This window comes from Bacillus cereus group sp. BceL291, from assembly GCF_051776705.1.
Lineage (GTDB): Bacteria > Bacillota > Bacilli > Bacillales > Bacillaceae_G > Bacillus_A > Bacillus_A cereus.
Genome location: NZ_JBPWAP010000025.1, coordinates 64,285 through 81,217 on the forward strand (window position 1 = coordinate 64,285; position 16,933 = coordinate 81,217).

Consider the following 16,933-nt stretch of genomic DNA (forward strand, 5'->3'; position numbering starts at 1 on the left):
CCTAATTTTTACTCTAAAATAAGTTAATAAATTAGGTAATTATCTCTAAAAATAAATCATTATAAACCTAAAATATTCAATTAAAAAATAGAAGAGAGGGAGCTTGCGTCTTAATAAAACTAATATTAGGAGTTATGTCACATTTCGATTAAATAAAATATCGTAAAATCCTCAGAATAAATTTTTTTGCATGTTCATTCATTTAGGGTAATTCTCAACTCTTAAGCAGATGTATGTGGGGGACCGATTCATATACATCTGCTTAAATAATTAGATATTTTATTTATTAAGTTAAGCGAAATTTTATTCGTATATGAGGAAGGCGCATTTAATTCTTTTTTCGAATGTTATTCATGTTAATCGTATTCCATCGAATGCGCTTGTTACCAAGTGATGTACATAGGAATCATCCAACTTATCACCGGTTACTAGCAACCGGTGATAAGTTGGTCCGTAAATGAGATCGATGGATAATTCAATATCAAGGTTTTCTTTCAATTCTCCTCTTTGAATTCCCTTCTCTAGAAGTTGCTTTGCTTGCAGTCGACGGGGCTGGAAACATCGAGTGCGATATTCCTCTTCCAGTTTTAAGTCAACGTTTGATTTTCTCTTTGCAACCAGAAGTTCGTAGTCGCTTAAATGGATTATTCATGTCTATTTTCTTTTTGGGTGTTGCTGTTGGATCCTTTTTCGGAGGATGGAGTGTAGCATTGTGGATCGGAATCGCTTTTCTGACCATAGCGCTGCTTTATTTTGCCACAGAGAAATAGTTCTATAATCAAATTTAAACAGACCGGATTCGCTTGAATGCGTATTCATTAATATGTCTGATTTTTATAGATTATTTGCGGTTATTTTGAAGTTTTTACATCACAACCAGATTTTTTGTCTCTATCGCTAAAAGAGGGCAAAACTCACCATATAAAATGTGTCCGAATTCCATTTAGACTATGAAAAAAGAGAGCTTGCGCTAGACAACAAGCCCTCTAAAAAATAACGTAATTGAGATATCTATATATTAACAGTTATTTTCTAACGATTCCATATGTCTTATGTTGAGAAATAAATTATAAGTGGCTTGATAAAGCTAAAATGAATGATTGACATAATATTTTGACGATAATATAATAAATCTCGAATTCAAGGTAATTTGTAAAGGATTGGTAATTGTGAGCGTGATTAACGATGAGAGCTTATCTTTAAAGTTAATTGTTATATTATCAAGGGAATTACAGCCAATCACTAAACTTATTGAAAAGGATCTAAAAATTTATGGACTTAATGCAACTGAATTTGCAGTGCTTGAGCTACTATACAGTAAAGCTGATCAGCCTATAAAAAAATTGGGGACAAAATATTACTTGCAAGTTTTTGTATCACGTATGTAGTGGATAGGTTGGAAAAGAAGAGGTGAAACCATGTCCTAAAGACCGCCGTGTCACGTATGCATCAATTATTTCAGAAAGTATTGAATTGGTGACACTAATTTTTCCGCAGCATAAAGAGGGGATTCGGCAAATATTTGGTAGTTTGGACTATATTGAGAAAAAATGATAAGTAAACAGTTGAAAAAGTTAGGATATTACGCACAGAAAGTGTAAGTTTTTAGATGTTATTTCTGTTTAGTAATATCCTAATTAAATATAAATTAAATAAATAGGAGGGAAAATTAATAAATAGTAGTAAATGTATTGTAGTACAAAATAAAGAAATTATGTAATTGCAATTGATATAGTAGGAAAGATAGTTGTTATGCATAACGTATACATATTGTCCTTTTCATTATAAATCTTTCATAAAGCGGAGAGTGGGAGTGGGTATCAAGAATGGAATTACGTCATTTAGAGTACTTTATTCAAGTTTGTAATAATAATAGTTTTACTAAAGCTGCGGAAGTTCTAGGTATTTCACAGCCGACTTTAAGTCAACAAATCCGTGTGTTAGAAGGTGAACTTGATACACCTTTGTTTCATCGAGTTGGAAGAGGTATCAAAATGACAGAAGCGGGTAAGCTGCTATTTGATAAAGGAAAATTTATCATGCAACAATTTGATGACGTTTATAATGAAATTTTTGAATTAAAGGGTGTAAAAAGAGGTGTAATTACTATAGGAGGTTTATTAGAGGATCTCACTTATTTAACACCTTATATTATGAAGTTTCAACAACATTATCCCAACATCGTTGTAAAAATTATAGAATCCGAAGTTGCTGTAAATCAAATCGTTGATAAAAATATTGATATAGGCATCACGCGTAGTGCTCAAATTCCAGACACATTAACAAGTACCCTTTTGTATAGCGAAGAGCTTGTCCTTGTCATTCCCAAAAACCATCCTTTGAATGAAACATCATTTGTTTCTTTTAGAGAATTAGTAGGGCTCAGTAGAATAATGGTTTCATGTAGTTGTCGTGAAACTATTAAAATATATTGTGAGAGTTTAGGGCTATCTTTATCTGAAGTAAATATAGAAACAAAATCTTCCATTTCTCTATTGAGCCTTGTATGCAATGGACATGGGGTTGCTATAATACCTCTTTCACTAGTTGACTTTGTTAATAATGATACTTTGAGCATAGTTCGTATTATTGATCCAACACCAAGGCAAGATATTAATCTTATTCACTTTGATGATAAATTTTTAAGTTTTGCAGCACGTATCTTTATGCAGAAGTTACATGATCCTGAAAAAGTATTAGTATAATAGAAATAATAATGATTATAGTGTGAGAATTAAAAATGATACATAATCCTTGGGGTAAGAGCTAAATTACAGTCAAAGGGCATTGACTTTATATGTGTGGTGTGATCGATTCAAATGGGAATATCATTGACTTTTACTTAAGGAAAAAAGGGCAGACTTTGCAAGGGGAGAAGGCTGTTAAAAATAAGTCAAGTTAATTAATTAACTCTTCGGTTTTATCACATAGTAATAGATTCCATTAGGGAGATACTGCTATTTCTTTTTACATATCCTTATTGCATAAAGAAAACCACCGGCATTATACCGGTGGTTTTGATTTAGAAAGCAAAGCAAGTACAACCAATACCCCATTTAGTTCCATCTTTTCCTATTACGGTATGAGTGTGTTGATGGAGAGGGTTACTGCAACTATGTAACTTGTTATCATGGGCATCGTGAGAAAGTATAGTGTTGGCTAGGTTAGCACCGCCATAACCATAAACGCCCGTCGGTGACCAGTCAGGTGATGCTGGCGGCAATTCAGGTGATAAATTTTTAAATTCATCATTTCCATACACAACCTGTCCGCCCATAATTGTGAGTAATGATTCAAGGTTCTTGATTTCTTCTTCTGGCACAGTAAAGTAGTCAGCAGACAATACAGCAAGATCAGCAAACTGACCTACTGCAAGGGTTCCTTTTTTACCTTCATCACCAGAGAACCACGCACTTCCTTTTGAATATAATTCCAGGGCTACTTTTCTATCCAGTTTATTTTTTTCATCGTATATCGAAAGTCCACCAATGGTTTTTCCGGCAACCATCCAATAAAGAGCGACCCAAGGGTTATAGCTGGAAACTCTAGTTGCATCACTACCGGCGCCAACAGGTATACCAAGGTCTAACATACGATAAATCGGAGGAGTACGCTTTGCAGCTTCCTTTCCGTATAAATCAACAAAGTATTCACCTTGAAAAGCCATGCGGTCTTGGATGGCAATACCTCCATTTAAAGCCTTAACACGTTCCATGCTACGATCTGAGATTGTTTCTGCATGATCAAACCACCATCGTAGACCATTAAAAGGAATTTCACTGTTAACTTCCTCGAATACATTTAAGAAACGTGTGATTGACTCATCATAAGTTGCATGTAAACGGAAGGGCCAACGGTTTTCCACCAATAGAGAAATTACTTTCTTTAAGTCAGCTTCCATCATCGTAGCTAGTTCAGGCCGTGGCATTTGAAATTTTTCAAAATCGGCTGCTGAGAATACTAACATCTCTCCGGCACCATTCATTTTATACTTATCAGTTCCTTGACCTGGAGAAACAATTTTTGCCCATGAAGCAAAGTCTTCATATTCATGATTTGGATTTTGCGTAAATAGATTATAAGCAATACGCAAAGTTAATTGTTCCTTCTCGGCTAAATGTTCAACAACTTTGTAATCATCAGGATAATTTTGGAATCCACCACCTGCGTCAATAGCACTTGTAATACCTAATCTATTTAATTCGCGCATAAAATGGCGAGTTGAATTAATCTGGTCGTCAAAATTAAGTGCTGGTGCTTTACCCAAACTTGAATAAAGAATAGAAGCGTTAGGATTCGCAATTAAAAGGCCCGTTGGATTACCTCGTTTGTCCCGCTCAATTAAGCAGCCTGGAGGGTCTGGTGTATCTTTTGTATATCCCAGTGCATGCAGCCCAGCACGATTTACAAGTGCTCTATCGTAAAGATGTAGCACAAAGACAGGAGTGTCTTCAGAAACGGCATTAATTTCTTCCAAAGTTGGCAACCGTCTCTCTTTAAATTGAAATTCAGACCAACCTCCAACTACCCTTACCCACTGAGGAGCAGGTGTACGCCTTGCCTGTTCTTTGAGCATTTCTAGAGCAATAAAAAGTGATGGCACGCCTTCCCAACGTAATTCCATATTATAATGCAGACCACCACGAATAACGTGTATATGAGAGTCATTCAGGCCTGGAATAGCTCTCTTTCTTTTAAGGTCTATTTTTTTTGTTTTTTCCGTGGCACTATTAAGAAGCTCATCTCCACCTACTGCAGTGACTAAACCATCAGTTATGGCGATAGCAGATACCTCAGGCTGAGAAGGGTCAAGGGTAGTAATTTTTCCGTTATATAAGATCATATCCGGTAAATTCATGTTCACACCTCGTCTACTTTCTATTATTTTGTAACCATGGATGAAATAATTTACCGAAAATCGGCATGACTACCCATGATAGCAAGGACACTATACATACTGAAACAAAAAAGGCCGACATAATAGGATTCATATGTTTTATAATAGGTCCTATCACTTTAGGAACTAACATGCTAAGAGGCCATACACCCAAAAGGATAACGATAGACATTTTCCATTTTGGCGGTGGAACTGGCGTTTTCGGAGTAACAAACCAATAAGCCAAACTACTTTCAGTTTTGTAACTCGGATTAGTAACTTGAAATTGTTCTGCCGTTTTTAACAAATCCCGGCGAATGTCTGATTCTTGCCAAGCACGTAGATGCTCATACGTATCAAAGCGAAAAATAACAGTATACTCTCTCGATTCGTTATTTGGGACTATTAGATTTACACCTAAATGCCCTGGGAATTTAGTAGTGGCAGCTTCGATTTCATGTCTCCATGTTTCAAACTGTTTTTCTTTACCTTGTTGAATTTCCCATGTAACAATCGTTGTTACTGGATCAGCAGCATCCATCGTGTTCCCTGTATAAGTCTCTTCGACAGCTACTCCTTCTTGTTTCATATTTTCCTGCTTGGAAGCGCGCCGTGCACCATAGTATATGCGTATTCTACTCCTTGACCATAAGCGCCAGTGTGCTCCTTTACAATTTCCATTACAGCATCATAAGTGTCTTTGTGTGCCCAGTCACGTTGGTATTCAAGTAAAACTTGAATTGCTGTCACTGGAATTGCACCAGCTTGTTCTACACGACGCATAGCAGCGTTATGTGCTGTCAGACTAGTACCACCTGAAGCATCATCAACTGCATACACTTCATAGCCAGCTTTCATTGCTTCAAGCACAGGGAATGCAAGGCAAACTTCAGTCCAAAGTGCTGCAAATATTAATTTCTTTCTACCTGTTGCTTTAACTGCTTCAACAAATTTTGGATCTTCCCAAGAGTTCATTGAACTGCGTTCTATAATTTCATGGTTTGGGAATATATCAAGAATTTGTGGCCAAAAATAACCAGAAAAGCTGCGTGTCTCAACTGTAGTAAGAATAGTAGGTACGTTAAAAGTTTTTGCTGATTTAGCAAGTAGCATAACGTTATTAATCAATGTTTGTCTATCAATACTTGCAACTCCAAAAGTCATTTGAGGTTGAAAATCAATCAAAATTAATGCACTGTTCTCCGGATTTAACAATTCTAAATTACTCATAATAAAACGCTCCTTTTTTAATTGTTTATTGAAAGTGATGTATATTCTGTCAATTGGAGATCTGCTATACTTTTTAATTAAAATTTAGTGCTGATTTAATCAGCACTAAATTCATACTATCTACTTTAAAAAAGGTGATTTAAAGCTATTTCCTTGAGATACATTTATCCCGCATTAACGGGCAGTAAGACCCCCACCTCAAAATTCAGCGGAAGCAAAGAAGTTAGGTGGGGGATCAACTGCCTGTAAAAGCCCGATTGGTTCAACTAATAATCAGTGGGGGATGAACAAAACCCCTACTGATTAAAGTTTCACTTTATGCATTTTGTTTACTAAGATCTCGCTGAGCTCCCCTATAGCTTCCAATTATATTTTGATAGCCTGGAAGATTGCTAGCAAGCAAATTGCCAAAACCTTCGACATCGTTGCGCCAATCGCGTTGTAATTCGCAAGCTACGCTAAACCAGTTCATAAGTTGCACACCACTATGTGCCATACGAGTATTGGCAGCATCTGCAACTTGTTTACTGAAAGTTCCTGAAGCATCCGTAACAGCAAATACTTCATATCCAGCTTTTATAGCGGAAAGTGCCGGGAAAGCAACACAAACGTCCGTAACTACGCCTGCGATGATAAGTTGTTTTTTTCCAGTTTCTTCGATTGCTTTTACAAAATCATCATTATCCCATGCGTTAATTTGTCCAGGTCGAGCTATTTTTGGTGCATGAGGAAAGAGATCAACCAATTCTTGCATTAAAGGTCCATTAGGCCCGTTTTCGAAACTTGTTGTTAAAATAACTGGTAAATCAAAAAACTTAGCAGTATGAGCAAGAGCTAAAACATTGTTCTTGAATTCATCAACACCATAGTCACGTACTAGTCCGGACATAAGACCAGTTTGATGATCTACTAAAAGCACAACAGCATCATCTTTGTTAATACGAGAATAGAGATCAGTCATTATGTATTCCTCCTAAAAATTAAGTAATCGAAGAAATTTTGAACAGTGGAGTATTATCCTGAATTTCTTCGTTTGTTACGATTAGTTTGTAACTAAACTGACAGTTACTATGAGTTATAGCAGCATTCACGGAACATGAAGCGCTATACAAATTTATAGTATTTGAAAACTGATTCGTTAATCAATTCTAAATTATCTATAGTTTGTATAGGTGGTAACTATAGTTATTTTCACTATAAAATGAATTGGTTTTACCTATACATTCTATAGATAGAACGATATTGATAGTCACCTACTTTTGTTAATACAATTGAATAGGAGAAATGTTCAGCAAATACTTCGTGATGAAAAAAGTATGAGATGGGGAAGCGTTCCATAAACAGAAAATGAATTCATCGGAACAATAGAGTTTCATACTTAGCGTTCACAATATAAATGTGCATAAATAGGTTATGAGATTCATCCGGATTATTGAAGAAAAGGATATATATTAAAGGAGGTAGGAAAATGGCAAAAATTACTGTAGGAACCGAAAATCAAGCACCAATTGAGATATATTATGAGGATCATGGCATAGGAAAACCAGTTGTACTCATTCATGGTTGGCCGTTAAGTGGTCAATCTTGGGAATATCAAGTTCCCGCTCTTGTTGAGGCTGGATACAGAGTTATAACATATGATCGTCGAGGTTTTGGAAAATCATCTCAGCCGTGGGAAGGGTATGAATATGATACCTTTACTTCTGATTTACATCAATTATTAGAACATTTAGAGCTTCAAAATGTCACACTTGTTGGTTTTTCTATGGGTGGAGGCGAAGTAGCCCGGTATATTAGTACGTATGGAACAGATCGTATTGAAAAGGCTGTTTTTGCTGGAGCAGTACCTCCATATTTATACAAATCAGAGGATCATCCTGAAGGGGCATTAGATGATGCAACAATTGAAGCGTTCAAAAGTGGTGTGATTAATGACCGCCTTGCATTTCTTGATGAATTTACTAAGGGATTTTTCGCAGCTGGTAATCGAACAGATTTAGTTAGTGAGCCATTCCGTTTATATAATTGGGATATTGCAGCCAGTGCATCACCTAAAGGAACACTTGATTGTATTACCGCCTTTAGTAAGACAGATTTTAGAAAAGACTTGGAGAAGTTTAATATACCTACTCTTATTATTCACGGTGATTCTGATGCAACTGTACCATTTGAATATAGTGGGAAATTAACACATGAAGCAATTCCTAATTCTAAAGTAACGTTAATAAAGGGTGGTCCACATGGGCTAAATGCAACGCATGCCAAAGAATTTAATGAAGCACTCCTATTATTTTTAAATGACTGATTACAACTATATAATTGTTAATTGATAAATTATAAACAAGTAAAAAATAAAGCTTTATAAAAGATGCTCTTGGATAAATCCAGGAGCATCTTTTTAAATGGTGATATTGAGATGTTAGGTTGATAAATCTCCATTAATTTTGGATTGAATACTCTTCTTAACAGCTAAAATATATTGATTAGAGTTTTTTAGATTTCTTAGAAGTATTGTTATATTACTATCAAGATAATATTTTGAATAATTCTCAAAACAAAGAAATATACATTTTTTGAGGAAGAAATATCTTGTCAGAAAACAATGAAATCTTATTAATTTTTATAATTGGTAGAATTTTTGTGGAAATAATTCTCTTAATATATTAAAATAACATCGTATTATGTCAGATTTTAATTAGGGGAGAGAAATTTTATGTTGAAAAAAATCATTCCAGTTGCTTTAGCATTAAGTACAGTTACTTTTACTAGTGTATTTGCTATGCCTTCAGCCCAAGCAAGTACAGAATCAAACCGCTACATAGATGTACAAATGCTCGGTATTAACGATTTTCATGGGCAACTAGACACTGTAAAAAAAATTAACAATAAAGATGCAGGGGGAATTGAGTACTTAGGGGCTTATTTACGTGATCGTGAAAAACAAAATCCGAATACATTAAAGGTACATGCTGGAGATGTTGTTGGAGCAAGTACTCCTGTTTCAGCATTATTACAAGACGAACCTACGATTGAATTTCTAAATGATTTGAAATTCGATGTTGGAACGATAGGGAATCATGAATTTGATGAAGGTGTTGAAGAAATGAACCGCCTTATTTATGGTGGATACCATGAGAAAACAGGGAATTTTAAAGGAGCAAAATTCCCATATGTTGCTGCAAATTTCTATAATAAATCCACCGGTCGTTTATTTTTACCACCATTCACTATAAAAAAGGTACAAGGAGTTCCTGTTGGATTTATCGGAGTCGTAACAACGGATGTTCCTAACCTTGTTATGCCTACTATGCTAAAGAATGTAGAAATTACAGATGAAGTTGAAGCTATTAACAAATCCGTAAAGCAATTAAAAAAACTAGGCGTTAAATCTATCGTTGTTCTTGCACATAACGGAGGTATAACAGATGGGAACGGCGTAACAAATGGTGATATCGTCCGATTAGCAAATGAGACTGATCCAGAAGTCGATGTTATTTTTGGTGGCCATAGCCACACTTATGTAAATGGAACTGTTAATAATAAACTTGTCGTACAAGCAAATTCATATGGTATGGCTTTTGCTGATGTTGATGTAAAGATTGATCGTAAAACACAAGATATTGTTGAGAAAAAAGCAGAAATTGTTACAACTTATCATGAAGGCATAGAGCCTGATAAAAAAATAAAGAAGAAGATGGAGAAATATCAAGCAAAAATCGCACCTCTTGTTAATGAAGTTGTAGGTAAGTCTATTGCGCCACTAGATCGCAAACTCAATACGGCTGGTGAATCTACTCTTGGAAATTTAGTTGCTGATGCCCAGCGTACAACAATGCAATCCCAAATTGCACTTATGAATCCTGGTGGTATTCGTAATGACTTAGATGCTGGTGATATTACATGGGGAGAGATATATGGTATTCAACCATTCGGAAATCAATTAATAAAAGTAAATTTAACAGGTCAAGACATTCGTGATATTTTAAATCAACAATGGCAAAAAGACATAACAAGAATGCTTCAAATTTCAGGGATCCAATACACTTGGGATGCGAACAAGCCCAATGGAGAAAAAGTAACAAGTATTCGCTTAACAAATGGAGAAGAAATCATTCCTTCTAAAACTTACAGCGTCGTTGCTAACGCATTTTTAGCTTCAGGTGGAGATGGATTTGTATCTTTTAAAAACGGTAAAGATGCTGAAACAGGACCAACTGATTTTGAAGCATTAGTAGATTATATAAAAAAATCAAAAGAACCAATTCAGTCTGTTATTGATGGAAGAATTCAAAAAATAAATTAGGTTTTTGTTAATCTTAAAAACAAATAGATTACCTGTGCACTATACTTTTTCGTGTGCAGGTAATCTATTTTTTTGCGTTTTCGGGCACAGACGCTACTTCAATCCTATCAATATAGAAACAATTTCGAATGTAAGGAATTTGTAAGGAAAAAGAGATTTTCAATTATATGTACATTTATTTAATAAAGTAGCGTATCTCATTGAAGATAGTTTGTTAAAACGCTCATTGTTACAAGTTACTTACATGATTAAATATAAACCAGTATTAAACAAAGAAGTACAAAAAGAATTCCCAGAGTTGTATACTCAATACATTAAGCAGACAAATAAAAAATCTATGTTGTTAGAAATTGATGAAGCTAAAGAAAAAGGGGAGGGAAAGGGTTCCCATAAAAATACTAGAAGAAATTAGGTTACTTATGCATAAATAGCATAAGTAGGCACATGTTATTTATAAATATATTGGAAGTGCAATTATCAATATTTAAAGATACGAAAGTAATACAAATGAAATTCTTATTTCTACTACTACAAGTACTATTGAGCAAATGAAGTATGAAATTGCTTTTGAACTAGGAGTAACACTGTGACTTGATACATCATCATCTACAAATGGTTCGGATCGATGGAGAGATTACAAAACGCTTAGTTCGAATGGTTGAAAAACAGTTAACAGGTCAATACAGATTACACTAAGAAAATAATCCGTATATATACGGATTATTTTTCCTTTAATTTACAAAAAAATAAAATTTGAAATCGAAAAAACTCCTCAGATTCCTTTGTAATAAACTTTTTTAGTCATGTTAATGGAATAGGTATCGAAAGGTGTTAAATTAGATGTGGAAGATATATGAGCCCTTAAAAGGGTTTTGGTGTTATTCGCAATTTTAATTCCATAATTACTTAAGCCGATATAATAAAATGTTCTATGTCTAAATCGATATAAAATAATAATCATTAAGTGATATTTCTTTTTTATAGAATAAGTAAAAACTGATATTGTAGTAATTACTGTTTTGAGGTCAATTTACTGTGCACCTTAATTATTGAAGTTTTTTTGTTGATTAACAACTATTGTATTTGGAAATTAATAATAAGTTTATCCCGCTATTTGCCGGGCAGTAAGACCTCCACCTCAAAATTCAGCCGAAGCCAAAGAAGTTAGGTGGGCGGGCTGCCCGTAAAAGCCCGATTGGTGAGAGCTAATAATCAGTGGGGGATGAACAAAACCCCCACTGATTAAAGTTTCACTTTATGTGATGCGGTAATAAAACTATCTAGTTTGCTATTCTTAGTATTTGTAAAGTCTATATATTTTTCCTCTTTTGTGGAAAGTAAAACTATTGTTACGACCAGTAATATAGTGTCATGTTTTTGAATATTCCATTCGTTTTTTATTTTTAGTTGATGAAAAGACCTTTCTCTCAATTAAATATTTAATTGAGTACTTGAATTTCCTCCACCTTGTACTTTTCAAAGCATAGTGCTTCAAAAATAGCCGTATCGCTTTCATCTGTTTCCAATTTCACAACTTCTTTATTATCTTTTTCTAAAATTTGGAGCAAAATAGTTTTTCAGTTTCACATTTAAATTAGCAGTATTTATTTTTTGAATTCAATTTGTATAAATGATTGAATTGGAACTTTGACTGTTGTTTCTTGCGGTGGTACAGTATCTCCTGTTACTTTCGCTTTATTTTAAATCTTTTTCCAGCTTGGTCCTCGCATTGACTACCACTGTATTTTGAAGTACTTCACTGTTTTCTCAAGTTCAATAATTATATTTTGTAGAATTAAGAAAAGAACTTAGTGTATTTCCTTTACGTATCTACTCTGATATTTAGATGCTAACTACAATTAAATAATATATGATTTTTATAAAAAAGATATAGTAATATTTTGTTGTGAATTGTACTAATTTGATATTTTATAGTATTATTTGTCGTGAATTATATATAACAAAATATATTTTATGGATCTATAAAGGAGAATGTAATGAATACTTCTATCGATATACAACACTTGTGTGATCTTGCACATAAAGCATTTAATGCCCCTGTACATATTTTATCTGCAGACAGAAAAATTTTATATCATTCTACATCTGATAATGTTTGTAGTCCTTTTTATTCTTCAAAAGAAGAACATCTTAGTGATATTTATCAAGAAAACGATCCCTGTAACTTGCCACTTTTTCGAAGCAACAACTATCTTGAAAATTTTGTTCTAATTCATATAGAAAATCATGATGATATTAAAGGGACTATTATAATCGGTCCTACTATACATTCAAAAGATTCAGATGATATGATCATAAAATTTCAGAAAGAATTTAAATCAAATGATAACATTCAAGAAAGACTTGCCTATTATCAGTGTTTATCGGAGATTAAAAAAACTACATTAATTGATATGGGAATTTTATTACATTACATGATTTTCAATGAAAAGTTAGATGTAGATATTGTCTTGGAAAAAAATAAAGTACTAGAGGAAACTCCTAATAAAAATGTGAAACCTGATTTATATATTTTAAAACGTCGACAAAACAAACCTAAAACGCACAATATGGCATTAGTAAATGATTTCTTTTCGACTATCAAAGAAGGAAATAAAAAAAAGTTAATACAGTATATGTATGCGGTTTCGCAAGAAGATGTTGAACTTATGCTAGTAGAGGATCCGCTCAGGAATCAAAAAAACCTTGGAATTATTGCGATTACCTTAGCCACTCGATATGCAATAGAAGGAAATCTGCCACCAGATATTGCTTTTGCCCATAGTATTTTATATATACAAACCCTAGAACAATTAGATAATGTAGAATCTGTAAAGCGATTATCAGGGGACGCTTTACGTACCTTTGCAGATCGTGTGAAAGAATACAATGCAAAAAAGTATTCTTACGCGGTTACTACATGTATAAAACATATTAATAAAAATGTTTACGATGGAATATCTCTGAATGAACTTGCTAATCATTTAGAAATTACGCCTACTTATCTGTCTAAACTATTTAAAAAAGAAATGGGAATTACTTTAAGTGAATATATTCAAAGGGAACGAGTGGAAGAAGCAAAGAAATTATTAACACTCACTACTTATTCGTTATCAGATATCTGTGCTTGGCTTAACTTTAATGACCAAAGTTATTTTATAAGAGTTTTCAAAAAAATCACTAGCATGACTCCTAGGCAGTACCGTGAAAAATATACAATAATATAAGTTTGTTATCTACTGTCTCCAATGTAAAGACTTAAACATGGGTGTAAGTATCCCAAAAGATGAAAATACTGAACTTATTACGCTAGAAAGAGTTTGTGATTTGTCTAGAAAAAGAACTTGTATTCAAATAGACGTATGAGATTAACCAGATATTATCTTGTTAGCGGAACAGTTTCAATTTTTAGGAGTTAGAAAAATAATGGAGAAACAAAGTATATCTATTTTTTTAATAACAATCATGTGCTGAATTTATCCCGCTATTTGCCGGGCAGTAAGACCTCCATCTAAAAATTCAGCGAAAGCAAAGAAGTTAGGTGGGGGGGGCGGGCTGCCCGTAAAAGCCCGATTGGTGTGGGCTAATAATCAGTGGGGATGAACAAAACCCCCACTGATTAAAGTTGCACTTTATCGGTATAGTTCTAAATCAGATAAACTAGTCTGACGTCAGCTCAAACAAATAGCTCTTGAAGACTTTATAAACACATATGTGAGCAAAAGCTCAATGGAAATCTTTGTACCATATTGTTAATTTGAAAAAATACATTAACCGTTATTTTGCTAAAGGAAATAAAAAGACAGAAGGCTGCAAAGTGTTCCATGGAAGCTTTGCAGCTTTTTTGTAATTTAAAACCTATGTTTATAACGATGACAAGTTTATAGACTAATATCTTCATACTAGATATTTGTTAATAATGATATTAGAATGTTATGTAAAAAAATCAATAATATAACATATATTACTAAATATATCTACATGTTATGCAATTATGCATAACTAAATAAAGGTAAAAAAGTATAAAAAGACCTATTATATTATTCTATAAGTATTTTTTCTAAAATAAAATTTCTTGGTTGAGCTAAAATAGTTATTTTTAACCGTATACACATTAATTTGTAATCATTCCAATTACAGAAATGAAATTTACGAATAACTATATTTATATAATTTTTTTCGGGACATATTTTTATTTAACAGTGAATTATCGAGCTTAATCGACAAAATTTTTCTATTTACGCATTAAAAATTTAATGTTTTAATGAACAACATAACTGGTATGACCAGACAGAAAGGAGAAGGTTACGCTAATAGGAATTATAGTGAAGTTATAAGTAACATTATGTCTTTGATAATTTTCTAAATAGTCAATTTATTTATAAGAGGTCAAGAATCAAATTGGTAATAAACGTGTTCTAAGTTTCTGCATAACAAAAGTGAAGTTATTCCGCAATAAAAGTATAAGCAATGTACAGTATAATTTCATCTTTTGTTGTCTAGTAAGGAGTTTGCTGACAAAACTAAGAGGGATATTATCAAATTGAAATTAAACAATGTTATGACAGGATTAACTGTAAGCATTGGTTTATTGATCCTCACGATTCTGTAAGTTAAACCGCAACTTTAGGAAAGAATTAATAATTTACTACTCATAAGGTGCCTGATTCAAATATAGTTAATAAATTTTTGTTATTTATATTTTAAAAAATAGAGTATCGAAATGAGAGATAAATAAAATCCTTATATCCTATTAGAAGTAAAAAACAACGATATTAACGTATCTGAAAGATTTCTCCTTCTTATCCAGTTTACAAAGAGAGCGGTCGTACAAGTTATATGAATTAAGTTATAAAAACAATGGTAAAGGAGTGTACGGAATGAAAACTAAAATAATGACAGGATTTTTAATAACATCCATTGTAACTGGAGCAACTATTCCTATCAATACTCTCGCAACACCAATCGTTCAAGCAGAAACTCAACAAGAAAACATGGATATTTCTTCATCATTACGAAAATTAGGTGCGCATTCTAAATTAGTCCAAACGTATATTGATCAATCTTTAATGAGTCCTAATGTACAGCTAGAGGAAGTCCCAGCTTTAAATACCAATCAATTCCTAATCAAACAAGATATGAAGGAATGGTCATCGGAACTCTATCCACAGTTAATTCTATTAAATTCAAAAAGTAAAGGATTTGTAACAAAATTTAATAGTTATTACCCGACATTAAAATCGTTTGTAGACAATAAAGAAGATAGAGAAGGGTTTTCGGATAGACTTGAAGTACTTCAAGAAATGGCTATGACGAATCAAGAAAATGCGCAACGACAAATCAATGAATTAACAGATCTTAAATTACAGCTTGATAAAAAATTAAAAGATTTTGATACTAATGTGGCAACTGCGCAAGGCATACTAAGTACAGATGGAACAGGAAAAATAGATCAGTTAAAAAATGAAATATTAAATACCAAAAAAGCAATTCAAAATGATTTACAGCAAATTGCATTAATACCAGGGGCTTTAAATGAACAGGGATTTGCTATATTCAAAGAAGTTTATAGTCTTTCAAAAGAAATTATTGAACCGGCTGCTCAAGCAGGGGTGGCAGCGTATAACAAAGGAAAAGAAATTAACAACTCTATTTTAGAAGCGGAGAAAAAAGCGGCGCAAGAAGCGACAGAACAAGGTAAAACTGCTCTAGAGATTGAAGCAGCAAAAAAAGCAGCTCGTGAAGCAATTGAGAAAAGCAAACAAGGTGAAATAGCAGCCGCAGCCGCAGCAAAAACACAAGAGTATGACCTGATGAAGGTCATTGATACCGAAAAGATTAAGAAAACATTTGGCGTTTTTGCTGAAGTAAATAAATTAACAGCAGAACAGCGAGCATATTTAGATGATTTAGAGAAACAAAATCAAAAAATATATGATTTAACAACGAAATTATCAATAGCTGATTTACAAAAATCAATGCTTCTTCTTACACAAAATGATTTGCATACGTTTGCAAATCAAGTAGATGTAGAACTTGATCTACTAAAGCGCTATAAAGAAGATTTAAATCTAATAAAAAATAGCATTACAAAATTATCTACTAATGTTGATACAACTAACGAGCAGTCTCAAAAAGATACATTAAGACAATTAAAAAATGTAATTAGTTACCTTGAAGAACAAGTATATAAATTTTAATATTGCGTTTTTGGGGAATTCATAAAGATTATAAGCATTTAGCGAAAGAAGGAGAATAGTCATGAAAAAAATTCCATTCAAAGTACTAACTTTAGCTACATTAGCAACTGTTATAACTGCTACTACCGGTAACACTATTCATGCATTTGCACAAGAAACGACCGCTCAAGAACAAAAAGTAGGCAATTATGCATTAGGCCCCGAAGGACTGAAGAAAGGTGCGAAACGTTCCACTATAACTGAGTAGTCTCATGAAATGTGGGGATATATTTGTAGAATATATCTAACTATTTACTCGAATTATTAGGTGAAAGTCCTAATCAT

At 33.3% G+C, this 16,933-nt stretch carries 10 protein-coding genes and 6 pseudogenes; 10 read left to right on the forward strand and 6 right to left on the reverse strand.

Translation table 11 applies throughout. The features are described from left to right. Window positions 1-351: 351 nt before the first annotated feature. A pseudogene (locus tag ACS2CR_RS17195) lies at window positions 352-594 on the reverse strand (TetR-like C-terminal domain-containing protein); the annotation flags it as partial. On the opposite strand from ACS2CR_RS17195, the pseudogene ACS2CR_RS17200 reads away from it, so the two are divergent. The 3 genes and pseudogenes from ACS2CR_RS17200 to ACS2CR_RS17210 form a co-directional block, all read left to right on the forward strand. Continuing rightward, window positions 585-770: pseudogene (locus tag ACS2CR_RS17200) on the forward strand (MFS transporter); the annotation flags it as partial. The pseudogenes ACS2CR_RS17195 and ACS2CR_RS17200 overlap by 10 nt on opposite strands. Before the next feature lie 399 nt (window positions 771-1,169). Next, a pseudogene (locus ACS2CR_RS17205) lies at window positions 1,170-1,601 on the forward strand (MarR family winged helix-turn-helix transcriptional regulator). Window positions 1,602-1,826: 225 nt separating this feature from the next. After that, window positions 1,827-2,705, forward strand: coding sequence for a LysR family transcriptional regulator (locus ACS2CR_RS17210; RefSeq protein ID WP_000423200.1), 879 nt, complete (start codon window positions 1,827-1,829; stop codon window positions 2,703-2,705). Window positions 2,706-3,022: 317 nt separating this feature from the next. Here ACS2CR_RS17210 and ACS2CR_RS17215 read toward each other — a convergent pair whose 3' ends face one another. From ACS2CR_RS17215 to ycaC, 4 genes are all read right to left on the reverse strand, one after another. After that, window positions 3,023-4,858 (reverse strand): amidohydrolase, encoded by a 1,836-nt coding sequence (locus ACS2CR_RS17215; RefSeq protein ID WP_001052852.1) that lies wholly within the window; start codon window positions 4,856-4,858, stop codon window positions 3,023-3,025. 13 nt (window positions 4,859-4,871) lie between these two features. Further along, window positions 4,872-5,465: an antibiotic biosynthesis monooxygenase gene (locus tag ACS2CR_RS17220; protein WP_153602494.1), complete on the reverse strand. Its 594-nt coding sequence runs from the start codon at window positions 5,463-5,465 to the stop codon at window positions 4,872-4,874. Beyond that, entirely contained in the window at window positions 5,462-6,106 is a 645-nt protein-coding gene (locus tag ACS2CR_RS17225; RefSeq protein ID WP_000067163.1) for a hydrolase, read from the reverse strand. The genes ACS2CR_RS17220 and ACS2CR_RS17225 overlap by 4 nt, the downstream gene beginning before the upstream one ends. Before the next feature lie 316 nt (window positions 6,107-6,422). Then, a complete protein-coding gene (gene ycaC / locus ACS2CR_RS17230; protein WP_000131214.1) occupies window positions 6,423-7,067 on the reverse strand; it encodes an isochorismate family cysteine hydrolase YcaC in 645 nt (214 codons plus the stop codon). Window positions 7,068-7,574: 507 nt separating this feature from the next. On the opposite strand from ycaC, the gene ACS2CR_RS17235 reads away from it, so the two are divergent. From ACS2CR_RS17235 to ACS2CR_RS17250, 4 genes and pseudogenes are all read left to right on the forward strand, one after another. Further along, window positions 7,575-8,411: a bromoperoxidase gene (locus ACS2CR_RS17235; protein WP_001074302.1), complete on the forward strand. Its 837-nt coding sequence runs from the start codon at window positions 7,575-7,577 to the stop codon at window positions 8,409-8,411. Between the two features lie 408 nt (window positions 8,412-8,819). Further along, window positions 8,820-10,409: a bifunctional metallophosphatase/5'-nucleotidase gene (locus ACS2CR_RS17240; protein WP_000913792.1), complete on the forward strand. Its 1,590-nt coding sequence runs from the start codon at window positions 8,820-8,822 to the stop codon at window positions 10,407-10,409. A gap of 166 nt (window positions 10,410-10,575) precedes the next feature. Continuing rightward, window positions 10,576-10,779 (forward strand): annotated as a pseudogene (locus tag ACS2CR_RS17245) (nucleotide excision repair endonuclease); the annotation flags it as partial. Between the two features lie 142 nt (window positions 10,780-10,921). Then, window positions 10,922-11,105: pseudogene (locus tag ACS2CR_RS17250) on the forward strand (small, acid-soluble spore protein, alpha/beta type). A gap of 743 nt (window positions 11,106-11,848) precedes the next feature. Here ACS2CR_RS17250 and ACS2CR_RS17255 read toward each other — a convergent pair. Continuing rightward, entirely contained in the window at window positions 11,849-11,977 is a 129-nt protein-coding gene (locus tag ACS2CR_RS17255; protein WP_000939299.1) for a hypothetical protein, read from the reverse strand. A 429-nt stretch (window positions 11,978-12,406) separates the two neighbouring features. Between ACS2CR_RS17255 and ACS2CR_RS17260 the strand changes: the two genes are divergently transcribed. The 3 genes and pseudogenes from ACS2CR_RS17260 to ACS2CR_RS17270 all read left to right on the forward strand — a co-directional run. Beyond that, on the forward strand, window positions 12,407-13,636 hold the full coding sequence (locus tag ACS2CR_RS17260) for a helix-turn-helix domain-containing protein (RefSeq protein ID WP_001097905.1): 1,230 nt from the start codon (window positions 12,407-12,409) through the stop codon (window positions 13,634-13,636). A gap of 1,653 nt (window positions 13,637-15,289) precedes the next feature. Next, the gene (gene hblC / locus ACS2CR_RS17265; protein WP_000850227.1) at window positions 15,290-16,609 is read left to right on the forward strand and encodes a hemolytic enterotoxin HBL lytic component L2; all 1,320 of its coding nucleotides are present in this window, start codon (window positions 15,290-15,292) and stop codon (window positions 16,607-16,609) included. Window positions 16,610-16,670: 61 nt separating this feature from the next. Then, window positions 16,671-16,826: pseudogene (locus ACS2CR_RS17270) on the forward strand (hemolysin BL lytic component L1); the annotation flags it as partial. Window positions 16,827-16,933 lie beyond the last annotated feature (107 nt).

Excerpts from the sequence above, each read along its gene's own strand:
- ACS2CR_RS17210 (WP_000423200.1), top strand. The coding sequence starts at position 1,827 with ATGGAATTACGTCATTTAGAGTACTTTATTCAAGTTTGTAATAATAAT.
- ACS2CR_RS17215 (WP_001052852.1), bottom strand. The coding sequence starts at position 4,858 with ATGAATTTACCGGATATGATCTTATATAACGGAAAAATTACTACCCTT.
- ACS2CR_RS17220 (WP_153602494.1), bottom strand. The coding sequence starts at position 5,465 with ATGAAACAAGAAGGAGTAGCTGTCGAAGAGACTTATACAGGGAACACG.
- ACS2CR_RS17225 (WP_000067163.1), bottom strand. The coding sequence starts at position 6,106 with ATGAGTAATTTAGAATTGTTAAATCCGGAGAACAGTGCATTAATTTTG.
- ycaC (WP_000131214.1), bottom strand. The coding sequence starts at position 7,067 with ATGACTGATCTCTATTCTCGTATTAACAAAGATGATGCTGTTGTGCTT.
- ACS2CR_RS17235 (WP_001074302.1), top strand. The coding sequence starts at position 7,575 with ATGGCAAAAATTACTGTAGGAACCGAAAATCAAGCACCAATTGAGATA.
- ACS2CR_RS17240 (WP_000913792.1), top strand. The coding sequence starts at position 8,820 with ATGTTGAAAAAAATCATTCCAGTTGCTTTAGCATTAAGTACAGTTACT.
- ACS2CR_RS17260 (WP_001097905.1), top strand. The coding sequence starts at position 12,407 with ATGAATACTTCTATCGATATACAACACTTGTGTGATCTTGCACATAAA.
- hblC (WP_000850227.1), top strand. The coding sequence starts at position 15,290 with ATGAAAACTAAAATAATGACAGGATTTTTAATAACATCCATTGTAACT.